Raw genomic sequence first — 16,843 nt, 5'->3', positions numbered from 1 at the left:
CGAGCGACGGAGAAACGAGACCAGGGATGAAGGCACGTTCCGTCATGGGTGCCGGCCGCGCCGCGGAGTTCCGCCACGGCGCCTTCTGGGCGTTGTTCGCGGAACGGCATCCCGAGGAACGGGCACGCAGGGCGAAGTACGGCCCCTGGTTCTGGCAGCGCGGCGTTCCCGCCTTCGAGATGGTCATCACCATGTATGTCGCGCCGGGGCGGGATCTTGTCGGCGTGTTCTTCGGCCGCAACGAAAGGCTGGGTGCCATCCAGGTCGATCAGCGCATGAGCCGGCACCGCGATGCATTGGATGCCAGGCTGAAGCTGAGGCCGGAACAACGCTACGACGGGCCGGAATTCGGTACGATCTGGCGGGTCAACTGCTTCGCGGAGGATAATTGGCCGGCCATGTCCGACTGGATGGTCACCGAGGCGACCCGCGTCGAACGCGCGGTGGCCGAGGTTCTGGGCGCAGGGCACGCCCGCTGAGCGCCCTCTGCCGCCGCCGGTTCGATGAGGCGACAGGGCGGTCAAGCGGAGGCTGATTTCCCGCGCCGCATGAAGTCGACACGATCGCGATCAGATGCGCCTGGGCATCACGCACAGGCGGCCATGGTCTCGCGCGCGATGACGAGTTGCTGGATCTGGCTGGTGCCTTCGAAGATGCGGAACAGCCTGACGTCGCGATAGAAGCGCTCGACGGCATAGTCTGCCATGTAGCCGGCGCCGCCATGGATCTGGACCGCGCGGTCGGCGACACGCCCGACCATTTCGGATGCGAAGAGCTTCGCGCAGGCGGCCTCCAGCCTCACCTTCTCGCCCCGGTCGCGCTTGCGTGCGGCGTCGAGCACGAGGCTGCGTGCGGCGAGCGCTTCCGTCCTGCTGTCGGCGATCATGGCCTGGACGAGCTGGAAGTCGCCGATCGGCTTGCCGAACTGGCGCCGCTCGGCCGCGAAACGGCAGGCGTCGCGGATGAGGCGCTCGGCAATGCCCACGCAGAGCGCCGCGATATGGATCCTGCCCTTGTCGAGCACCTTCATCGCGGTGCGGAAGCCGTTGCCTTCGACGCCGCCGAGCAGCGCTGTCGCCGGTACGCGGCAATCCTCGAAGACGACATCGCAGGTGAGTGCGCCCGCCTGGCCCATCTTGCGGTCGGGCTTGCCGAGCTTCAGGCCCGGCGTGCCGGCTTCGACGAGGAAGCAGGAGATGGCGTCGGCCGAGCGGCCGTCGCCGGTGCGGGCCATGACCGAGAACAGGCCCGCCACGGGGGCATTGGTGATGTAGCGTTTCGTGCCGTTGAGCACATAGCTTCCGCCATCGCGGCGCGCCGTGGTGGTGATGGACATTGCGTCCGAGCCGGCGTCAGGCTCGGTGAGGGCGAAGGAGCCGATCATCTCGCCCGATGCGAGGCGGCCGAGATAGGCGTCGCGCTGCGCCGGCGAGCCGGCGATCACGATCGACTGCGAACCGATGCCGATATTGGTGCCGGCGATCGAGCGGAAAGCGGGCGATGTCTCGCCGAGCTCGAAGACGACTCGAACTTCTTCCTCCATGGAAAGACCGAGCCCGCCGAATTCCTCCGGGATCGAAAGGCCGAAGAGCCCGAGCTCGCGCATCTCCGCGACGATCTCGGCGGGGATCTCGTTCCTTTGCGCGACCTCTTCCTCCAGGGGGATCAGCCGCTCATGCACGAAACGGCGCACGGTCTCGATGAGCAGGCCGAATGTCTGGGAATCCGTGGGCATGGTGCTTCAGTCCGTCCTTCCGGTTCGTTCCAGGGCGAGAAGCTCGAAATAGTCGAGCGCGAATTGTTCCGCCGATTTGCCGCCGCCCGGCTTGAACCAGCGGGCCATCCAGTTGAGCAGCGACAGGATCGCGCGGCTGGCCGTCACCGGGTCGATGGTTCTGAAGGCGCCTGCTTCGACGCCATCCGCGAGGATGGCACGCAGAAGATGCTCATGCTCGTTGCGCAGCGCGAGGGCCTCTTTGCGGAATTCCATGCTGTCCATGCCGCCGAAGCCTATGAGCATGGCGACGAAGCCGTCATGATGGGCCTCGAAATAGCGGGCGTGACTCATCATGAAGCGCCGCAGCTTTGCCGAGGGCGAGCTTTCGCAGGCGACAGCCGCGGTGACCGTCTCGACCAGGCCGCTCAAGGTGACCAGGATGATGGCGTCATAAAGCTCCTGCTTCGACGCGAAGTAATTGTAGAGAGCCGGCTTGGTGAGCCCCAGCCGTTCGGCGAGTTCGGCCAGCGAACTGGTCTCATAACCTTTCTCGGCGAAAAGCCGGGCTGCGTGGTCGAGGATCCGCTGCCTGGCATTCTCGATCTTGGGCGGCCTTCCGATGCGGGTCGATTGGGGCATTCCCGGGATACCGTATGGGTCGACCAAAGTTTATTACCGAACGGTAGGAAAGTAAATAGACCAACGAAACGGAGGAAGCCGAATGGGTCTCTACGCCGTTTTGCCGAAATTACCGCGCGTGCCCGCAGTGGTATGAATCCCAAAGCGGCACACTCTTGAACACTCAATCGGCCCGTACCGGCAGGCCGACATGAACCTTGGGCACGGGATGGCCAAGGTCTGCTCGTCGCCATTGAAAACGGCCGCCCAACCGCTCGCCGGTCGGGCCTCCCGAAGAGGTTCCAGAACCTTTGGAGGGTGCATTGGTCGCAGAGATATCCGGTTTCGAGGAGAGAAATCATGCCCGATTGGCTGTCCCTCATCTTTCCGAGCAGCTTCATGTTCGGCACCAGGCACAATGATGTCCTCGCGGCGCGGGCGGAAGGCGACATCCTGTTCGGTCTGGACGGCAACGACAGGCTTAGCAGTGGGTTCAATCGCACGGCCCTGATCGGAGGCAGCGGCAATGACTCGCTGACCACCCGGTTCACACTGCCGTTGCCGGCGGGCGTGCCGGTTCATGCGCTGGCGGTGCAGTCGGGCGGCGACGGCGATGACACCCTTCGCGTCGCGGTCGGCCTGACAGGCGGGATCGGCGCCGGCGCTGTCGTCGGCAACACCATCGACATGCTTCTGAGCGGCGGAACGGGCAACGATACGATCGCGGCGAGGGCCTTCGTTGCCGAGCCGTCCACCATCAGTGTCACCTTCGCGATCGACATCCGGGGCGGGAGCGGCAACGATTCCATCAATGCCGTCGCAGACGCCACCGGCACGATCCGCGACAGTGTGACTAATGTCACCGTCGATGGCGGCTGGGGGAACGATCGCATCTTTGTGCGTGCCGATACCGAACGGAGCGGAATGGTCAGCATGATCGAAAACGTGCTTCTTGGCGGACAGGGCAACGATGTCCTGGATGCCGACGCACGAGGCCGTTCCAACGGCACGGAGCTTGTGTCCAATCGCCTCGACGGCGGCGTCGGCAACGACGTGCTGCGCGCCTTCAACCTGACGGACTCCAACACGAGCACGCCGATCGGGATCAACAGGCTTTCGGGCGGGGACGGAAATGACAGGCTGGTGGCGATCCACTCCACGGACGGCGAGAACGGGATTACCGACGTAACCAACATACTGGACGGCGGGTGGGGCAACGACAGCCTGTCGGCGACTTCCACGGCTCTCGGCTTGTCGGCCCGCGCATTGAACTCGCTTTCGGGCGGGGAGGGCAACGACAGGTTGACGGCACGCCTGGACGCGGTCGCCATCGCCAATTTCATCAATGTCTCGCTCGATGTCTCCAACGTGCTCAACGGCGGGAACGGCAACGACATCCTCGAAGCCTTCCTTTCGGCCAGGGCGGCGGTGCTGGAGGCGGATGACAGCGCGGAAAATATCCTGAACGGCGGCGCCGGCAACGACCGCTTGCTGGCGACCGTCGCGCCCGGCTCGGTCGGCGCAAGCCTGCTCGACGGCGGCGCAGGCGACGACCTGCTCGCTGTCGTCGGCGGAACCGGCAATGTTCTCAACGGCGGCACCGGTCGGGATCTCCTTGTCGGTGGCATCGGGAACGATCGCTTCGTCGGCGGGGACGATGTGGACACGTTCCGGATCAATGCCGCATCCGGCCAAGGCGAGGACACGATCGCCGATTTCGCGATCGCGAGCGACATCTTCCACTTCGTAGGCGTTACCGATCAGGGAGCGGCCGGTCTCGTCGATGATCTCGATGTCTTGTCGAGTTTCGACGACCTTGGAGCCGGCGGCAATGTCATCGTCACCTTCGACGCCGGAACCGAAATCGTCCTGGTGGGGCTCGGAACCGGCGCGGTCGATAGCTGGGCCGAACTCGTATCGGACCCGGCGCGCCAGCTCTTGCTTGCCTGAGGCGCCGGCTGCTGAAAGGGACCGATCGTCTGGGTGGGCGGTCCTGACCGATGAGACGAAGTCTTGGGGACATGCGGCTGCGTTTAGCGCCGGCATCACGCAGAACCGGATCAGTTCGCGAAGATCCCCGAATGGAGTGCGACCGCGCCTGCGGCGGCGATCAGCATGATGATCGCGATTGTCTTCCCGTAGCGCTCGAGGCGAGTCGGTCCTCGATCCCAGTTGTATGCCATCGGTGACGGCCCTCTCTGATCAACCGCACCGCCCGTGTGGCTTTATGCGCTCGAGGTGTTAACCGATCGTTGACCATGGCCTCCGGCGGCTTGTGCGCGAAGCTCCGAGCGGCCTGCATGGTTTTGAGCGTCAGGGTGTCCCTCAGGAAAGCTTGAACACCCAATAAACGGCGATGACGAGTTGGACGGCAAATGCCAGAAAACGCAACGTCGCGGCGGTCTCGCTGCCCGAGGCGAGATGGATGGATGACTGCGCTACCCTTGCCGCCAAGACCCAATATGCAAGGCCGTCGGTGACATCTGTTCTCATGGTCATGATCGCGACGGCCATGAGGCCCCCAAAGATCGGCAGGCCCTCGATGCAATTCATATGAGCGCGCGCCAGACGCTGCATGAACGGCGGCAGCCCGGAATTGTCGGGCTTGAAAGCGTTCGCAGCTACCTGTCTTATGGAAACGAAGTAGGCTCTGATCACTTCCATCAGGATGAGCAGGAACAACGCCCAGGCGATGAAACCGGTCAACGCGAATACCGTGTGCGATGCCATTGTTCCGCTTCCCCACGCTACGAAACGGATCAGAGGTAATCAAACGTTGCTCGTGGTTGCAAGAGGACAGGCGTCGGTCGCTGAAGAGCCTGGCGTGTCCCCAAATGAGCCGACGTCCGTCATGACTTCTTGAACGCAGCCGGTGGCTGCATGGAGGTCGGAAAGCCATAGGCTTCGCGAGTGGCTTGCGGGGCATGGCGGCTTGGACGGGCAGCAGACCTGTTGGCCGACCCGTCAGCCGCCAGCCCCATGACCGGGCAGGCGAACCTTTTGCCGCGTCGGCCGTTTCGAGGAAAGAACGAAGCCGTCGTTTCCGTGGGAGGAGTTCATGCGGGAGAAGGAGCGCATCCGCGCACGCGCCCATGCCATGTGGGAAAGGGAGGGGCGGCCTGAAGGCCGGGAGATGGACCATTGGCTCGAGGCCGAAGCGGAGCTGAAAGCAGCTGATCGGTGGGAGGAAGGCGAAGAAGCCGCTCCGGATGCCGAAGGCATGGCGAATATCGAGCAACTGGCGAAGGTCCCCCGCAAAAGACGGGGCCAGAGCCGCGGCAAGAACAGCTCTGGCGGATGAGGGTCGAGGAGGCGCCCCGGCGCCTTGTATCGGCAGGGGCGCTCCCAAGGGGGCGTCCGCGATAGTGCCAGGCCCACCGGCAGGCACCGAACCAACCCCGATGACAAGAGGAGAAAATCATGACCACACTTCGCAACCTGGCGGTGGCTGCCGGCCTTCTGACCTTCTCGGCAGCGCCTTCATTCGCTCAGGAGACCGCCCCTGCTCAGCCGCCGCAGCAACCGTCCGGAATGACGGAAGAGATGCGCGAGGAAATGCGCGGAATGATGCGCGACATGATGCAGGACATGATGCGTGGGGACCGTCCCGGCGGCGAACGTGACGCCGGGCGTCGCTTGGCTCGCCAGCAGGACGGGGATCGCATGGGCCGGCGCGGCATGCGGGAAGCCCGTCATTGGGGCCGCGGCCACGAAAGGCGGGGAGCGATGCATGCAGCCAGGATGAAGATCATGCTGGCGGTCGTGGATTCCGACGGCGACGGCGCGCTTTCCCTGGAAGAGATCAGGGATGTCCAGGAACGGGTCTTCGATGCGGTGGACGATGACGGCGACGGCCGTGTCACCATGGAGGAGATCCGGTTGTTCTTCCACCGAGACCGGGAAGACGCGGACAGATAGGCCGCGACACGGAGCATCGAGGCGGTCGCCGATTGGCGGAAGAGGGCATTCTCGCCGCTCGGATACTCGCTTGGGAGACGGGCGATCTGCCCACCCGGTAAATCTCCGATTGCCGACATCGCCGAGCGGGACCTGCGACGCGGCTTGAGGTTCTGCAGGGTTGCCGGCGGCGTATCCACGTTCGGACACAGCTGCCGACGCCGCTTGCGATGGACTGATGGGCGGCGGGCCCGGGCGGGGCCTGCGCTATTCACACGCGAAGAAAGTCGCGTAACCGCCAACGACGGAGATTCCGGCGTATCGGAGCCCTTGCCGAAGCAGGTTCCTGTTGTGACGTCGGGAACTCCGCCATCCGGAAAAAAGCTGCCGCGCATCTCGATAGCCGGCCCCGACATTTTCGACACATATTCCGCTTGTTCCAGCAGCTTTGGCTTTGGCCGATCTCTCACGATAGCCATCGTGCCCGATGTGGTGTCTGGCAGCCTGGTATTGGCTGTGCTGCCTCGCCAACGCCTTCAACGTGGGGTGAGAGGATAGAAGGGGAAGCCCGCGGTTCCCCCTGTAGGAATTGACGAGGCCCAGCGTCTCGGGCCCGAAATCGGCGGCTACAACCGGCTGTGCCGTGCCGACGCAGCTCGAGACCAGAACAGCCATGGCGATCGTTTTCGGGATTTTCATCTTCCCCATCTCCGGGAGTGACGGGATGCAGCCTGGGAGCGCCGGCATGCCGCGCGGAGGCGAGGGGTCATTCTTCAGCTGGGATCGTGGCCCTTCGGGATGCATCTGAGGACCAGGCAGAATGCGCTGTCATTGGTGGGCACCACCGTCGCCTTTGTGATCTCGGTGTTCTCACACCAGCCGGCATGCGTCACGAAACGGTCATAGAGCGGAAGATTGCGTTTCGATCTCCAATTCAGGATCGCCGCGCCTTCGTTGCGCAGTATCTCCTTGACGCGGCCGCACGCCATATCCTGCGGATTGTAACGAGAGATGGCCTGCGCATCGAGCGACAGAAGGGAGAGGGCGAGTGCCAGGGGAAAAGGCGACTTCATGATCGTTTCCGACGGGTTTACTGGGACGAAGGCCTGGCCTTCGCCATATGCGTGGCTGCCCGCTAGGAATTGGGTTGGTTCCGGCGAAGAATCTTGGACACGAGGAAAATCACGCCAAGCACTATGAGTGCTATCCCTCCTGCATAGTAGCCCGGCGCGGCGTATCTGTACCCTGCGGCCATAACGAGAAAGCCCAGAATAATTGCGGCCAAGCCGATGAGCTTGTTCATCGCGTCCTCCGGATAGGTGCCTTCCGCCGCGATCAGCGTATCAGGCACGGTTCGAATTCACAACGAATGCGGGAATGGAACCGACACGCAGTTGATGATCGACCACCGGCAGGCAATGTTGCGAGCGAAGCCGAAGAACGGCAAGGCCTCATGGCCTAGGGTACGTCGTCCTTTGCCGCCACCCCGCCTTCGTTCTCCAGATTTCCCAGCCGCTTCGTGACCGAGCGGCTGAACTTCAGCCTGACGCCGGCGCCTTGCGAGCCCTCTTCCGGAATGAAGGTGGCGCCGAATTCTTCAAGCGCCGACCGAAGAGCCGCAATCGTTTCGCTGTCGGGTACGTGAATGCCCCGCTCGAACATTTCTATGACTTCCTTGTCCACGTCCGAGTTTTCCGCAAGCCTGGTGCGGCTGACCTCGACGAGGGCGCGCGCTGCCCTGCAGATCGGTCCGGTGATCACGGCTGCCTCCATGGCTATCCTCCCGGCGCCGGGTGCAACACGAACATCCTTGCGCCGTTTGTGGCTCCAATCGGTTCGAAGCCGATGATCCGGAACCACCTCGAAACGTCGTCGCGTTCGGACCAACTGCGGTAATATACCGGCACATTGCCGCACAGAGCCTGGATTCGCCGGATATGGCGCCTGCAGAAGCGAACCGAGGATGCGGCGAAGAAGCTCTCGTCGGCGGCAAAAGAGGTGACGGCGGAGCCGCCCGATTCATGCCAGGCGATGATGGCGACGGGATCTCCGTTCCGTAGGATGGTGTGTGCACGGCCTTCACGGAGGTCCATGAGCAACGCATCTTTTGCGGATTGCTCGGATCCGCCGGCGGCCTTGTATTCCTCGGTCATGCGTTCGGCGATTTGGCCAAAGACCTTGGCGAGATCGCTCGGCGTGGCGGTCCGGTGCTCCATCCGACTGTCTCCGCTGCTGCTCGGGGCCGATGACCCGACTTCTAATAGGTAGCTAGCGTAGCGCCGACCGACAAGCGGCGCCGTCACCGGGAAGGCTCAGCAAGGGCAGAGCACCTGGGTCATGAACGCCAAGCGGGTGCTTCAGCGACAGCCCTGTCCAGGCGGCGAGAACTCTTCCCGCACCTCACCGCCGTGCGCGGCCGCAAACGAAAGTCGGCACCATCCTTACGCTCCTCATCGCAGACTCTCTCAGACAAGTCATGGCTCGCATCGCCTGGCCATTGTCGGCCGGCAATTCGCGTAGCTCCGTCTCAACCAGGGGCGGCAGAGTTTTCTTCCTTTGCATCCTGCCCGGCATGCCGCTAATTAGCAGTAGCGCCGCGGAGGGGAGACCGGCCGGACTGCCCACCTGGCGTGTGGTCCGACGATTCCGAGGCTGCCTGTGAACATTCGCGACGAAATTGCTGCTCAAATCGAGACAGGACTGGATCGCGGCCAGGTCGCGAAAGATCACCTCCGGGCCGAGATTGGCGACGTCGCCTTCGGCGATCTTGGCTTCGGCATATGCGATCCACTCCGCCTGCGCCTGAACAGTCGACGCCGACATAGCGATTGAATGCAGGCGCCATTTTCCGGGCGCCAGCCTGCGTGATACCAATAGCCATCTTGATGGCAGATTCCAGGAAGACTAAGTTTAGACCAATAAAGGAGCCCGGAAATGGCGGAACCTCAACTCTCCGTGCGCAGTGCCAAGGCACGCGATCTTGCCCATCGGCTCGCCCGCCGCGAAAACCGCTCGATTGCCGACATCGTCGAGCGCGCCCTCGAATCCTATGAAATTCGCGAGGCAGGCCGCGAACCCGCTGCGGCGTTCTATGCGCGTCTTTCGGTGCAAGTCGGCATCGACATCGACCTCGAAGGGATCGTCAGGGAAGGGCGGAAGCCGCACAAGGGCATCGATCTTTGATTTTCCTCGACACCAATGTCGTTTCCGAAACCCTGAGGAAGGCACCGGACGAGGCGGTCATCGCCTGGCTGGTTCGACACGATGCCGAACTCGCGCTTCCGACGGTCACGATCGCCGAGATTGCCTTCGGCATAGAGAAAATACGACCAGATCAGCGCGCAGAACGACTGGAACAGGGCCTGTCCGACTGGCGTCGCCGTTTCGCGGATCGCATCTTCGGGCTGACGGAAGAAGCCGCGCTCGCATACGGAGAAATCATGGGAACAGCCATGCGCCAGGGGCGCGCAATGTCGGCACCGGATGGGATGATTGCGGCGATTGCCCGCATAAACGGCCGCCGCTTGGCTACCCGCAACCTGACCGACTTCGAGACAACGGGCCTCGACCTTGTTTCGCCCTGGGCGTTCTGAAACTTCGGGCAATACCTTGTGGGAGGCGGCTTGGCGACGGGCCCTCCGTTCCGTCGGATGGTTTGGGCACGGCCTTGACGAAGCGCGGTCGCAAGCGAAAAGAAAATGCGCACTGTCACCGGATTGGGAGCGGCTCGGGCGGTGATCCGTTCATTGTCGCCGGCGGGATGGCAATATGCTGACTGGCAACGCCAACTTGCCAGCGCAGGGTTTTCCGCGTGGATATTGGCCAACAGTCGACTGTGATGGTCGGCCTCCAGCGGGGTCAAGCGAGATATTGAGGCCTGGTTTGGTTGATGGCCGGGGACGAGAGCCCGATCCTTGGGACATTGGAACTCCGGGATGGCAGCAGAGCCTCAATTCTCGACACGCAACGCCAAGGCGCGCGATCCTCGCTCACCGTCTCGCCGTCGCGAGAAACATTCGATCGCGGAGATATTCGAGCGCTCTCGCGGCGTACGCAATATACGAAACGGGCCGGGAGCCAGCTTCCGCATTCTACGAGCGTCTCAGGACGCTCAGTGTTGCCGACATAGGCCTGGAGGAGATCATCCGGGGCAACCGGTCCGAACGGCTCAGGAACTTGTTCGGCGGGCCCAATGCTCATAGGTCACTTGCCACGGGTCGCTCTCGGCAGATCTTTCCTCGCCGATCCAATGGAAGCTGTTGGCAGTGATCTCGGTGAAACGCCATCGGGTTTGCAGACCTCGGGAGTCATTGCCGATCTGGACAATGTCCTTACCCTCGGCCCGCCCGATCTGGCGCGAGTAATCCTGGTTGAGCGGGTCACTCCAGATGATGTGCCAGCCACCGATCCCAGGATCGAATATGCGCAAAGTCGTGCCATACATGGTGGATGGCGCGGGGCGCTTGGGCCTGATCCAGAGGTCCTGAATCGCACGGCCTTCGAGCACCCAGCCAAAATGGATTTCTCCAGTCGATTCCTGGGTTGTGCCGTCGTCGAGATGGCGGACCGTGTCCATCTCCCAGCTTCCAATCAGCCATCCATACAGGTCCATGTCTTTCGCCCGGTCGGCGGGGGGGCCTTCAGATACGAGAGCGGTGAGAAACGGGGAAATTGTGATCGTCATGATTTCCTCCAACTGATAAGCGTGCAGCGACACGGCGCTGGAACATGGCCGCCACGACTGTTGCAGCGTTGCGGGTCTTAGGTCTTGGGAAAAATTGCCATGATGCCGCTATGGATGGTGGCGAGGCCAGCCGGTGGAAGACCTCATCCTTCCGATCATGCTATCCGCTGAAGAAGCAAACGCCCGTTATCATCATGAAGAACAGGATGAAGTTTTCGTAAGCTACTAAATTTATTGAAGAAACAAGAGATGGCTGGGGAACCTGGATTCGAACCAGGACTAACGGAGTCAGAGTCCGCTGGTCTACCGTTAACCTATTCCCCAGCAAGCGGCTTTAGAGCCGCGAGCGGCAGCCATGTCGGCTATGCGGCCTGCGTATCGCGCAAGGCCTCAAAATAGTCAACCCCGCTTGCGCATTCAACCGTTGAAGAAAATGAAGGCGCCGCTGACGCAGGGCGAGGACGGTTCTACGCGTGCGTCGCTCCAGCGCGGCCCCTTTCTTCAAGCCTGTTCCGGCGCTTTCCCTGGTTCAGCAGAGGTCAGTAACGCCGGCTGCAAGCCGGCGGTTCTCGACCGTCGTGCTTGAGGCTGCGTCTATGCCGGGTTGGGCGGGCCGGCTTACCCCAACGGTCGCCGGCGCCTGGCGAGCTGGCTGCGTTCGAAGCCGATCACCACGACCAGCGCCAGGAGCAGCGGCACGATAAGGTAGAACAGCCGGAAGACCAGCAGGGCCGTGAGCACGGACACGGTGTCCATGTCGGTGAAGCCGGCCAGCGCCACGATCTCGAACACGCCGATGCCTCCGGGGGCATGGGTGGCCGAGGCCACGGAGAAGGCGATGATGAAGACGCCGAGCACGATGATGAAGCCGGGATTACCGGCCTCCGGCAGTGCGAAGTAGATGATCGAAGCGGCGCCGATGAGCTCGATCGGGCCGATGGTGAGCTGGCGCGCCACGTTCGGCAGGCTGGGATAGTCGAGCCGCACGCCGCCGATGCGCAGCGGGCGGAAGCCGATCCAGCTTCCCAGCACATAGAGCGCGACGAGCGCGAGGCAAAGATAGCCCGTGGTCGCCGAAAGCGTGATCGGCAAGGCCTCGATGTCGACGAACCGATCAGTGAGGCCGGGTTCCAGCACGAGCACGACACCCAGCAGGAACACCGTCGCCAGGATGAAGGTGAACCAGCAGAAGGCGACCAGGATGCCGACATCCTGCCCCGTCAGGCCCTTCGTGGCATAGGCCCGGTAGCGGATGACGGCACCCGAGGCGACCGAGCCGCCGATATTGTGGGAGAGTGCGTAGGTCGTGAAGGAACAGAGCGTCACGAACACCCAGGACACACGTTTTCCGAGATGGGTGAGCGCGATATGGTCGTAACCGGCCAGCGCCGCATAGGCCACGACCGCGCCGCCCGCGGCAAGCAGCCAGCGATGGAGCGGGATGGCCTGGAAGCCGGCGATGACGTCGCTCGCCGAAATACCGCGCAGTTCGCCATAGAGCAGCCACCCCGAAAACGCCACGGCAGCCAGCCCGATCGCGGGCCAGACATAGTCCTTCCACTTCATCCTGTGCGGTCGCCTCCCGTCCAGAGGCCTTCCGAGATGTCCGGCCCCGAGGACTTCAGCCGTGGCGTCGCGCGCTCGCAGTGCCGTGGCGTGCCCCAAAACGGGTCTGTTCTCAAACGGTCCTCATTCGTCGCCTAATGTTCGATAAAGCGAATATGCGCGCAAGGAAACCCGTTAGCGGTTGACGTTACGGTGAGAGGCCGGGCGCGGAATCCCACCAGGTGGAATCCCGCTGCAGCATTGCGCGTATCTTGCGGTGCGCCGCGTTGCGGAATTGCGCTCAACAATTCGACGCCGCGGCACTTGGTGATGAGCCGCGGCGCTGTTATCCTTGCCGCAACGGAGAAGATGACAGCGCGCGCAGCGTCCGTTTCGGTTCGCGCGGCGCATGAAGGAACGACGGTGAAAGACCTCGATGCCGGCAGTGAACCGCCGGGTGACGGGGCGTCGCGGGAGCTTTCGGCTGTAGATGCCGGAGGCTCGTCGGTCGGTCGGACTGTGGACCGGGCGGCGACATGGCCCGGCCCCGGCCGCGCCGACAGCGACGCCACGCACCAGAAATCCAGACCGAAGAAGCGCCGCAAACGCCGGCGCGGGCGAAAGGTTTTCGCCCGCGATGCGGGTCAGGTCGCTGCCGAGCCGCCGGTCGCGCCGAGACGTGCACCGGAGCCGCCGTCCCGACCGATACGGCTCGAGGCACCGCCGCCGGCCTTCAGGCCCGCCGTGCGGTCGCAGGAGGTGCCTGTCTTCGCCGCGCTCGATCTCGGCACCAACAATTGCCGCCTGCTGGTGGCGGTGCCCGGGCGGCCGGGGCAGTTCCGGGTGGTCGACGCCTTCTCCCGCATCGTGCGGCTTGGCGAAGGGCTTTCGGCGAACGGTCGGCTGGCCGACGCGGCGATGGACCGTGCGGTCGAGGCGCTCCGGGTCTGCGGCGACAAGCTGCGCAACCGGCCGATCCGACGAGCCCGGCTGATCGCCACCGAGGCCTGCCGCTCGGCCGAGAACGGCGCCTTGTTCATCGAGCGTGTCCGGGCCGAGACCGGTCTCGCGCTGGAGATCATCGACCGCCAGACCGAGGCGCGCCTGGCCGTCTCCGGCTGCGGCTCCCTCATCGAGGACGATACGCAAGGCGTGGTGCTGTTCGACATCGGCGGCGGCTCCTCCGAGATAGCGCTGATCGATGTTTCCGGCCGCCGCTCGGCGCGGCTCGCCAACCATATCGTCTCCTGGACTTCGCTGCCGGTCGGCGTCGTCTCGCTCGCCGAGCGCTTCGGCGGGCGCGACGTGAGCCGCGAGACGTTCCAGGCCATGATCGACGACGTCACCGGGCTGCTCCGGAATTTCGATGGCCGCGACCGGCTGAAACATGTGATGGCGGGCAGGAAGTTCCATCTGCTCGGAACGTCGGGAACGGTCACCACGCTGGCCGGCGTCCACCTTGGGCTCGAACGCTACGACCGGCGCCGTGTCGACGGGCTGTGGATGGACGGCGAGAGCGTCGACGCCATGATCGAGAGGCTGCTGTCCTGGGATTTCCGCCAGCGTATGGCCAATCCCTGCATCGGCGCCGATCGTGCCGACCTGGTGCTGGCGGGCTGCGCGATCCTCGAAGCCATCCGCGCGGTGTGGCCTTCGAACCGGCTGCGCGTCGCCGACCGGGGATTGCGCGAGGGCATATTGAGCGAGTTGATGGCCGAGGACGGGGTCTGGCGCCGCAACGGCAAGCATAGGCCGCGGCCATGACGAAAAAGCCGGTGAAGCCGGGCGCAGGCGCAAGCCGCGTGTTGAAGACCAAGATCAGGAAGAAGAGCGGCTTGAAGGAATCGTCGCGCCGCTGGCTGCAGCGCCATCTCAACGATCCCTATGTCCAGCGCTCCAGGAGCGAGGGCTATCGTTCGCGCGCGGCCTACAAGCTGATCGAGATCGATGACAAGCACAGACTGCTGAAACCGGGCATGCGCATCATCGACCTGGGCGCGGCACCCGGCGGCTGGTGTCAGGTCGCCGCGGCGCGCGTCAAATCCGACGAAGAGCGGCCAAGCGTGGTCGGCATCGACTATCTGGAGATGGATCCGGTTCCGGGTGCGGCCATCCTGCAGATGGATTTTCTCGACGACGAGGCGCCGGCGAGGCTTTCCGAGGCGTTGGGCGGCGAGCCCGACATCGTGCTCTCCGATATGGCCGCGCCGACGACCGGCCATCGCCGCACCGACCATCTGCGCACCATGCATCTGTGCGAGGTGGCGGCCGACTTCGCGGTCTCCGTGCTGAAGCCCGGCGGGCATTTCCTGGCCAAGACCTTCCAGGGCGGCACGGAAGGCGGGCTGCTCGACATGCTCAAGCGCAACTTCCGTTCCGTCCATCACGTCAAGCCGCCGGCTTCGCGGGATGAATCGGTCGAGTTGTACCTCTTGGCCAAGGACTTCAAGGGTAGGGAAAAGAGCGAATAGCGAGTAGCCAATAGCGAAGAGGGAAAAAGGGGTTGCCGCCGGACGCAGCCCGGTCAACTCTCTCGCTACTCGCTACTCGCTACTCGCTACTCGCTACTCGCTACTCGCTACTCGCTACTCGCTACTCGCTACTCGCTATTATTCCGCCGGCTTCTGCATGCCATGTCCCGAAACCGAACTGCCGGCGTCGCGCGCGAGGCCGAGGAAGGGCAGGACCGACAGGGCCGTCACCGCCGCGACGATGAGGAAAGCGGCGGAGAAGGAGGCGAGGCCGAGATGCCCGCCCGAGAAGTAGGTCGAAGCCTCCAATATGCCGCCGGCGACAGCCACGCCCAGCGCGACGCTGATCTGCTGCGAGACCGCCGAGATCGCCGTCGCCTGGCTGACGTCGTCGGCTTCGATGTCGGCAAAGACGAGCGCGTTGGCCGAGGTGAAGAACAGCGAGCGCAGGAAGCCGGCGCCGAGCAGCACCAGGATGATGACGCCAGGCGGGGTCTGTGGGGTGAAAAACGCGTTGGCGGCGATGAAGATGCCTCCGCAGACGGCCGCGAGCGTCAGCACGTTGCGGAAGCCCCCCGCCCGCAGCGTCACCGGCGCCAGGAACTTCATGGCGAGCGCGCCCACCGCCGAAGCGAAGGTCAGCATGCCCGACTGGAACGGCGTCAGGCCGAAGCCGAGCTGCAGCATCAGGGGAAGCAGGAACGGCACCGCGCCGCTGCCGATGCGAAACAGCGACCCGCCTGATATGGCTGCGCGGAACACCGGATTGGCGAAGAGCCTGAGGTTGAGCAGCGGGTTCGCCGCGCGCCTCGAGTGGCGCAGATAGACCAGGCCGGAGAGGGCGCCGATGGCGAGCGTCACGAGACCGATCCAGGGCGGCAAGGCCGGCAGGCTGACGACGGAAAGCCCGAAGACGATGCCGGAAGCGGCGATCGCCGAGAGGAGGAAGCCGGCCGTGTCGATGGGCGCGGCTCCCGTCGGCTCGATGTCGGGCAGCACGCGGCCGGCGAGAAGGATGCCGAGCAGCCCGATGGGCACATTGATGAGGAAGATCCAGTGCCAGGTGAAGAAGGTGGTGATGAAGCCGCCGACCGGCGGCCCTACCAGCGGCCCGACCAGCGCCGGGATCGTGAGCCAGGCCATGGCCGACACGAGCTCGCGCTTGGGCGTCGAGCGGACCAGCACGAGCCGGGCGACAGGCGTCATCATGGCGCCGCCCATGCCTTGCAGGAAGCGCGACAAGACGAAGGCGACGAGCGAGCCGGAAACCGCGCACAGCACCGAGCCGACGACGAAGACGGCGATCGCGGTGCGGAAGACGCGCTTCGCGCCGAATTTGTCGGCCATCCAGGAACTGATCGGGATGAAGATCGCCAGCGACACGAGATAGGCGGTCAGCGCCAGCTTCAGGGCGACCGGACTGGTGCCGATGTCGGCGGCGATCGCCGGCAGTGAGGTCGAGATGACGGTCGAATCCATCTGCTCCATGAAGAGCGCGACCGCGAGGATGAGCGGAAGTGTGCGATTCATGGGACGGCTTCGGCTTTCCTGCGCCGGGACGAGCCGGCTCTGGGCGATCGGCTAACATGAATAACAATTCATGTCCTGTGAAATTGCGGTAAGGTTGTGGTGCGGGTGCTGCCGTCCGCGCTGCCGGGTGCGATTGCTTGGTGCTGCGGGTGTGGCGGTTTTCAGCGCTGGCGGATTGCGCTTTTTCAGCGCTGTCGGATCGAGTGCCTTTCAGCGCTTGGGATTGGCGACGGCGTCCCACCCTTCGTCATCCTCGGGCCTGGAGGCGAGCGCAGCGAGCCGGAGGAGACCCGCGGATCCATGCCGTGAGATCGCGAGCGTCTGCTTCGGTACAGGATGGTTTACCCGGCCTTTGCGACGTGTGGGCAGAGGTGGCTCGTC

Annotated in this window: 20 protein-coding genes and 1 tRNA gene; 9 read left to right on the top strand and 12 right to left on the bottom strand. The window is 63.9% G+C overall.

Annotated features, from left to right (window positions below; all coding sequences use genetic code 11):
- Nucleotides 1-26 precede the first annotated feature (26 nt).
- The gene (locus JN280_RS31480; RefSeq protein WP_244742341.1) at nt 27-479 is read left to right on the top strand and encodes a hypothetical protein; all 453 of its coding nucleotides are present in this window, start codon (nt 27-29) and stop codon (nt 477-479) included.
- A gap of 107 nt (nt 480-586) precedes the next feature.
- Here JN280_RS31480 and JN280_RS31475 read toward each other — a convergent pair whose 3' ends face one another.
- The gene (locus tag JN280_RS31475; RefSeq protein WP_202308083.1) at nt 587-1,735 is read right to left on the bottom strand and encodes an acyl-CoA dehydrogenase family protein; all 1,149 of its coding nucleotides are present in this window, start codon (nt 1,733-1,735) and stop codon (nt 587-589) included.
- Between the two features lie 6 nt (nt 1,736-1,741).
- On the bottom strand, nt 1,742-2,356 hold the full coding sequence (locus JN280_RS31470; protein ID WP_202308082.1) for a TetR/AcrR family transcriptional regulator: 615 nt from the start codon (nt 2,354-2,356) through the stop codon (nt 1,742-1,744).
- Between the two features lie 339 nt (nt 2,357-2,695).
- On the opposite strand from JN280_RS31470, the gene JN280_RS31465 reads away from it, so the two are divergent.
- The gene (locus JN280_RS31465; RefSeq protein WP_202308081.1) at nt 2,696-4,285 is read left to right on the top strand and encodes a calcium-binding protein; all 1,590 of its coding nucleotides are present in this window, start codon (nt 2,696-2,698) and stop codon (nt 4,283-4,285) included.
- Nucleotides 4,286-4,660: 375 nt separating this feature from the next.
- Here the strand turns inward: JN280_RS31465 and JN280_RS31460 are convergent, their stop codons facing one another.
- On the bottom strand, nt 4,661-5,041 hold the full coding sequence (locus tag JN280_RS31460) for an MAPEG family protein (RefSeq protein ID WP_202308080.1): 381 nt from the start codon (nt 5,039-5,041) through the stop codon (nt 4,661-4,663).
- A gap of 352 nt (nt 5,042-5,393) precedes the next feature.
- Between JN280_RS31460 and JN280_RS31455 the strand changes: the two genes are divergently transcribed.
- Complete coding sequence (locus JN280_RS31455) at nt 5,394-5,636, top strand: DUF2934 domain-containing protein (protein WP_202308079.1); 243 nt, start codon at nt 5,394-5,396, stop codon at nt 5,634-5,636.
- A 119-nt stretch (nt 5,637-5,755) separates the two neighbouring features.
- Nucleotides 5,756-6,253, top strand: a complete 498-nt coding sequence (locus tag JN280_RS31450) for a hypothetical protein (RefSeq protein WP_202308078.1) — start codon at nt 5,756-5,758, stop codon at nt 6,251-6,253.
- A gap of 246 nt (nt 6,254-6,499) precedes the next feature.
- Here JN280_RS31450 and JN280_RS31445 read toward each other — a convergent pair whose 3' ends face one another.
- The 5 genes from JN280_RS31445 to JN280_RS31425 form a co-directional block, all read right to left on the bottom strand.
- Nucleotides 6,500-6,907 carry a CAP domain-containing protein gene (locus tag JN280_RS31445; protein ID WP_244742338.1) on the bottom strand — a complete coding sequence of 136 codons (408 nt, stop codon included), beginning with the start codon at nt 6,905-6,907 and terminating at the stop codon, nt 6,500-6,502.
- Between the two features lie 98 nt (nt 6,908-7,005).
- Complete coding sequence (locus JN280_RS31440) at nt 7,006-7,305, bottom strand: hypothetical protein (RefSeq protein WP_202308076.1); 300 nt, start codon at nt 7,303-7,305, stop codon at nt 7,006-7,008.
- A 62-nt stretch (nt 7,306-7,367) separates the two neighbouring features.
- Nucleotides 7,368-7,535: a hypothetical protein gene (locus JN280_RS31435; RefSeq protein ID WP_202308075.1), complete on the bottom strand. Its 168-nt coding sequence runs from the start codon at nt 7,533-7,535 to the stop codon at nt 7,368-7,370.
- Nucleotides 7,536-7,690: 155 nt separating this feature from the next.
- Nucleotides 7,691-8,005 (bottom strand): helix-turn-helix transcriptional regulator, encoded by a 315-nt coding sequence (locus JN280_RS31430; protein WP_202308073.1) that lies wholly within the window; start codon nt 8,003-8,005, stop codon nt 7,691-7,693.
- 2 nt (nt 8,006-8,007) lie between these two features.
- Nucleotides 8,008-8,535: a hypothetical protein gene (locus JN280_RS31425; protein ID WP_342215882.1), complete on the bottom strand. Its 528-nt coding sequence runs from the start codon at nt 8,533-8,535 to the stop codon at nt 8,008-8,010.
- Nucleotides 8,536-8,890: 355 nt separating this feature from the next.
- Between JN280_RS31425 and JN280_RS31420 the strand changes: the two genes are divergently transcribed.
- From JN280_RS31420 to JN280_RS31410, 3 genes are all read left to right on the top strand, one after another.
- Nucleotides 8,891-9,064 (top strand): hypothetical protein, encoded by a 174-nt coding sequence (locus JN280_RS31420; protein ID WP_202308071.1) that lies wholly within the window; start codon nt 8,891-8,893, stop codon nt 9,062-9,064.
- A gap of 102 nt (nt 9,065-9,166) precedes the next feature.
- Complete coding sequence (locus JN280_RS31415; protein ID WP_202308069.1) at nt 9,167-9,415, top strand: type II toxin-antitoxin system VapB family antitoxin; 249 nt, start codon at nt 9,167-9,169, stop codon at nt 9,413-9,415.
- Nucleotides 9,412-9,825 carry a type II toxin-antitoxin system VapC family toxin gene (locus JN280_RS31410; protein ID WP_202308067.1) on the top strand — a complete coding sequence of 138 codons (414 nt, stop codon included), beginning with the start codon at nt 9,412-9,414 and terminating at the stop codon, nt 9,823-9,825. Before JN280_RS31415 ends, JN280_RS31410 begins: the two co-directional genes overlap by 4 nt.
- A gap of 575 nt (nt 9,826-10,400) precedes the next feature.
- Here JN280_RS31410 and JN280_RS31405 read toward each other — a convergent pair.
- The 3 genes from JN280_RS31405 to JN280_RS31395 all read right to left on the bottom strand — a co-directional run bounded on the left by JN280_RS31405 (nt 10,401) and on the right by JN280_RS31395 (nt 12,482).
- The gene (locus tag JN280_RS31405; protein WP_202308065.1) at nt 10,401-10,916 is read right to left on the bottom strand and encodes a hypothetical protein; all 516 of its coding nucleotides are present in this window, start codon (nt 10,914-10,916) and stop codon (nt 10,401-10,403) included.
- A 250-nt stretch (nt 10,917-11,166) separates the two neighbouring features.
- A tRNA-Gln gene (locus tag JN280_RS31400) sits at nt 11,167-11,240 on the bottom strand.
- 294 nt (nt 11,241-11,534) lie between these two features.
- The gene (locus JN280_RS31395; protein WP_202308063.1) at nt 11,535-12,482 is read right to left on the bottom strand and encodes a lysylphosphatidylglycerol synthase domain-containing protein; all 948 of its coding nucleotides are present in this window, start codon (nt 12,480-12,482) and stop codon (nt 11,535-11,537) included.
- Between the two features lie 348 nt (nt 12,483-12,830).
- Here JN280_RS31395 and JN280_RS31390 point away from each other — a divergent pair, with 348 nt between their 5' ends.
- Nucleotides 12,831-14,225 carry a Ppx/GppA phosphatase family protein gene (locus JN280_RS31390; RefSeq protein ID WP_202308062.1) on the top strand — a complete coding sequence of 465 codons (1,395 nt, stop codon included), beginning with the start codon at nt 12,831-12,833 and terminating at the stop codon, nt 14,223-14,225.
- The gene (locus JN280_RS31385; protein ID WP_202308061.1) at nt 14,222-14,932 is read left to right on the top strand and encodes an RlmE family RNA methyltransferase; all 711 of its coding nucleotides are present in this window, start codon (nt 14,222-14,224) and stop codon (nt 14,930-14,932) included. The genes JN280_RS31390 and JN280_RS31385 overlap by 4 nt, the downstream gene beginning before the upstream one ends.
- A 138-nt stretch (nt 14,933-15,070) precedes the next feature.
- On the opposite strand, the gene JN280_RS31380 is transcribed toward JN280_RS31385, so the two are convergent.
- On the bottom strand, nt 15,071-16,462 hold the full coding sequence (locus JN280_RS31380; protein ID WP_202308060.1) for an MFS transporter: 1,392 nt from the start codon (nt 16,460-16,462) through the stop codon (nt 15,071-15,073).
- Nucleotides 16,463-16,843 lie beyond the last annotated feature (381 nt).

The sequence above is a fragment of the Mesorhizobium sp. L-8-10 genome, from assembly GCF_016756635.1.
Taxonomy (GTDB): Bacteria; Pseudomonadota; Alphaproteobacteria; order Rhizobiales; family Rhizobiaceae.
The sequence above is the reverse complement of the archived record's forward strand: the minus strand, read 5'-3'. Positions and strand labels throughout refer to the sequence as shown.

Coding starts and splice junctions, on each gene's coding strand:
- JN280_RS31480 (WP_244742341.1), top strand. CDS start 27: ATGAAGGCACGTTCCGTCATGGGTGCCGGCCGCGCCGCGGAGTTCCGC.
- JN280_RS31475 (WP_202308083.1), bottom strand. CDS start 1,735: ATGCCCACGGATTCCCAGACATTCGGCCTGCTCATCGAGACCGTGCGC.
- JN280_RS31470 (WP_202308082.1), bottom strand. CDS start 2,356: ATGCCCCAATCGACCCGCATCGGAAGGCCGCCCAAGATCGAGAATGCC.
- JN280_RS31465 (WP_202308081.1), top strand. CDS start 2,696: ATGCCCGATTGGCTGTCCCTCATCTTTCCGAGCAGCTTCATGTTCGGC.
- JN280_RS31455 (WP_202308079.1), top strand. CDS start 5,394: ATGCGGGAGAAGGAGCGCATCCGCGCACGCGCCCATGCCATGTGGGAA.
- JN280_RS31450 (WP_202308078.1), top strand. CDS start 5,756: ATGACCACACTTCGCAACCTGGCGGTGGCTGCCGGCCTTCTGACCTTC.
- JN280_RS31445 (WP_244742338.1), bottom strand. CDS start 6,907: ATGGCTGTTCTGGTCTCGAGCTGCGTCGGCACGGCACAGCCGGTTGTA.
- JN280_RS31440 (WP_202308076.1), bottom strand. CDS start 7,305: ATGAAGTCGCCTTTTCCCCTGGCACTCGCCCTCTCCCTTCTGTCGCTC.
- JN280_RS31435 (WP_202308075.1), bottom strand. CDS start 7,535: ATGAACAAGCTCATCGGCTTGGCCGCAATTATTCTGGGCTTTCTCGTT.
- JN280_RS31430 (WP_202308073.1), bottom strand. CDS start 8,005: ATGGAGGCAGCCGTGATCACCGGACCGATCTGCAGGGCAGCGCGCGCC.
- JN280_RS31415 (WP_202308069.1), top strand. CDS start 9,167: ATGGCGGAACCTCAACTCTCCGTGCGCAGTGCCAAGGCACGCGATCTT.
- JN280_RS31405 (WP_202308065.1), bottom strand. CDS start 10,916: ATGACGATCACAATTTCCCCGTTTCTCACCGCTCTCGTATCTGAAGGC.
- JN280_RS31395 (WP_202308063.1), bottom strand. CDS start 12,482: ATGAAGTGGAAGGACTATGTCTGGCCCGCGATCGGGCTGGCTGCCGTG.
- JN280_RS31390 (WP_202308062.1), top strand. CDS start 12,831: ATGACAGCGCGCGCAGCGTCCGTTTCGGTTCGCGCGGCGCATGAAGGA.
- JN280_RS31385 (WP_202308061.1), top strand. CDS start 14,222: ATGACGAAAAAGCCGGTGAAGCCGGGCGCAGGCGCAAGCCGCGTGTTG.
- JN280_RS31380 (WP_202308060.1), bottom strand. CDS start 16,462: ATGAATCGCACACTTCCGCTCATCCTCGCGGTCGCGCTCTTCATGGAG.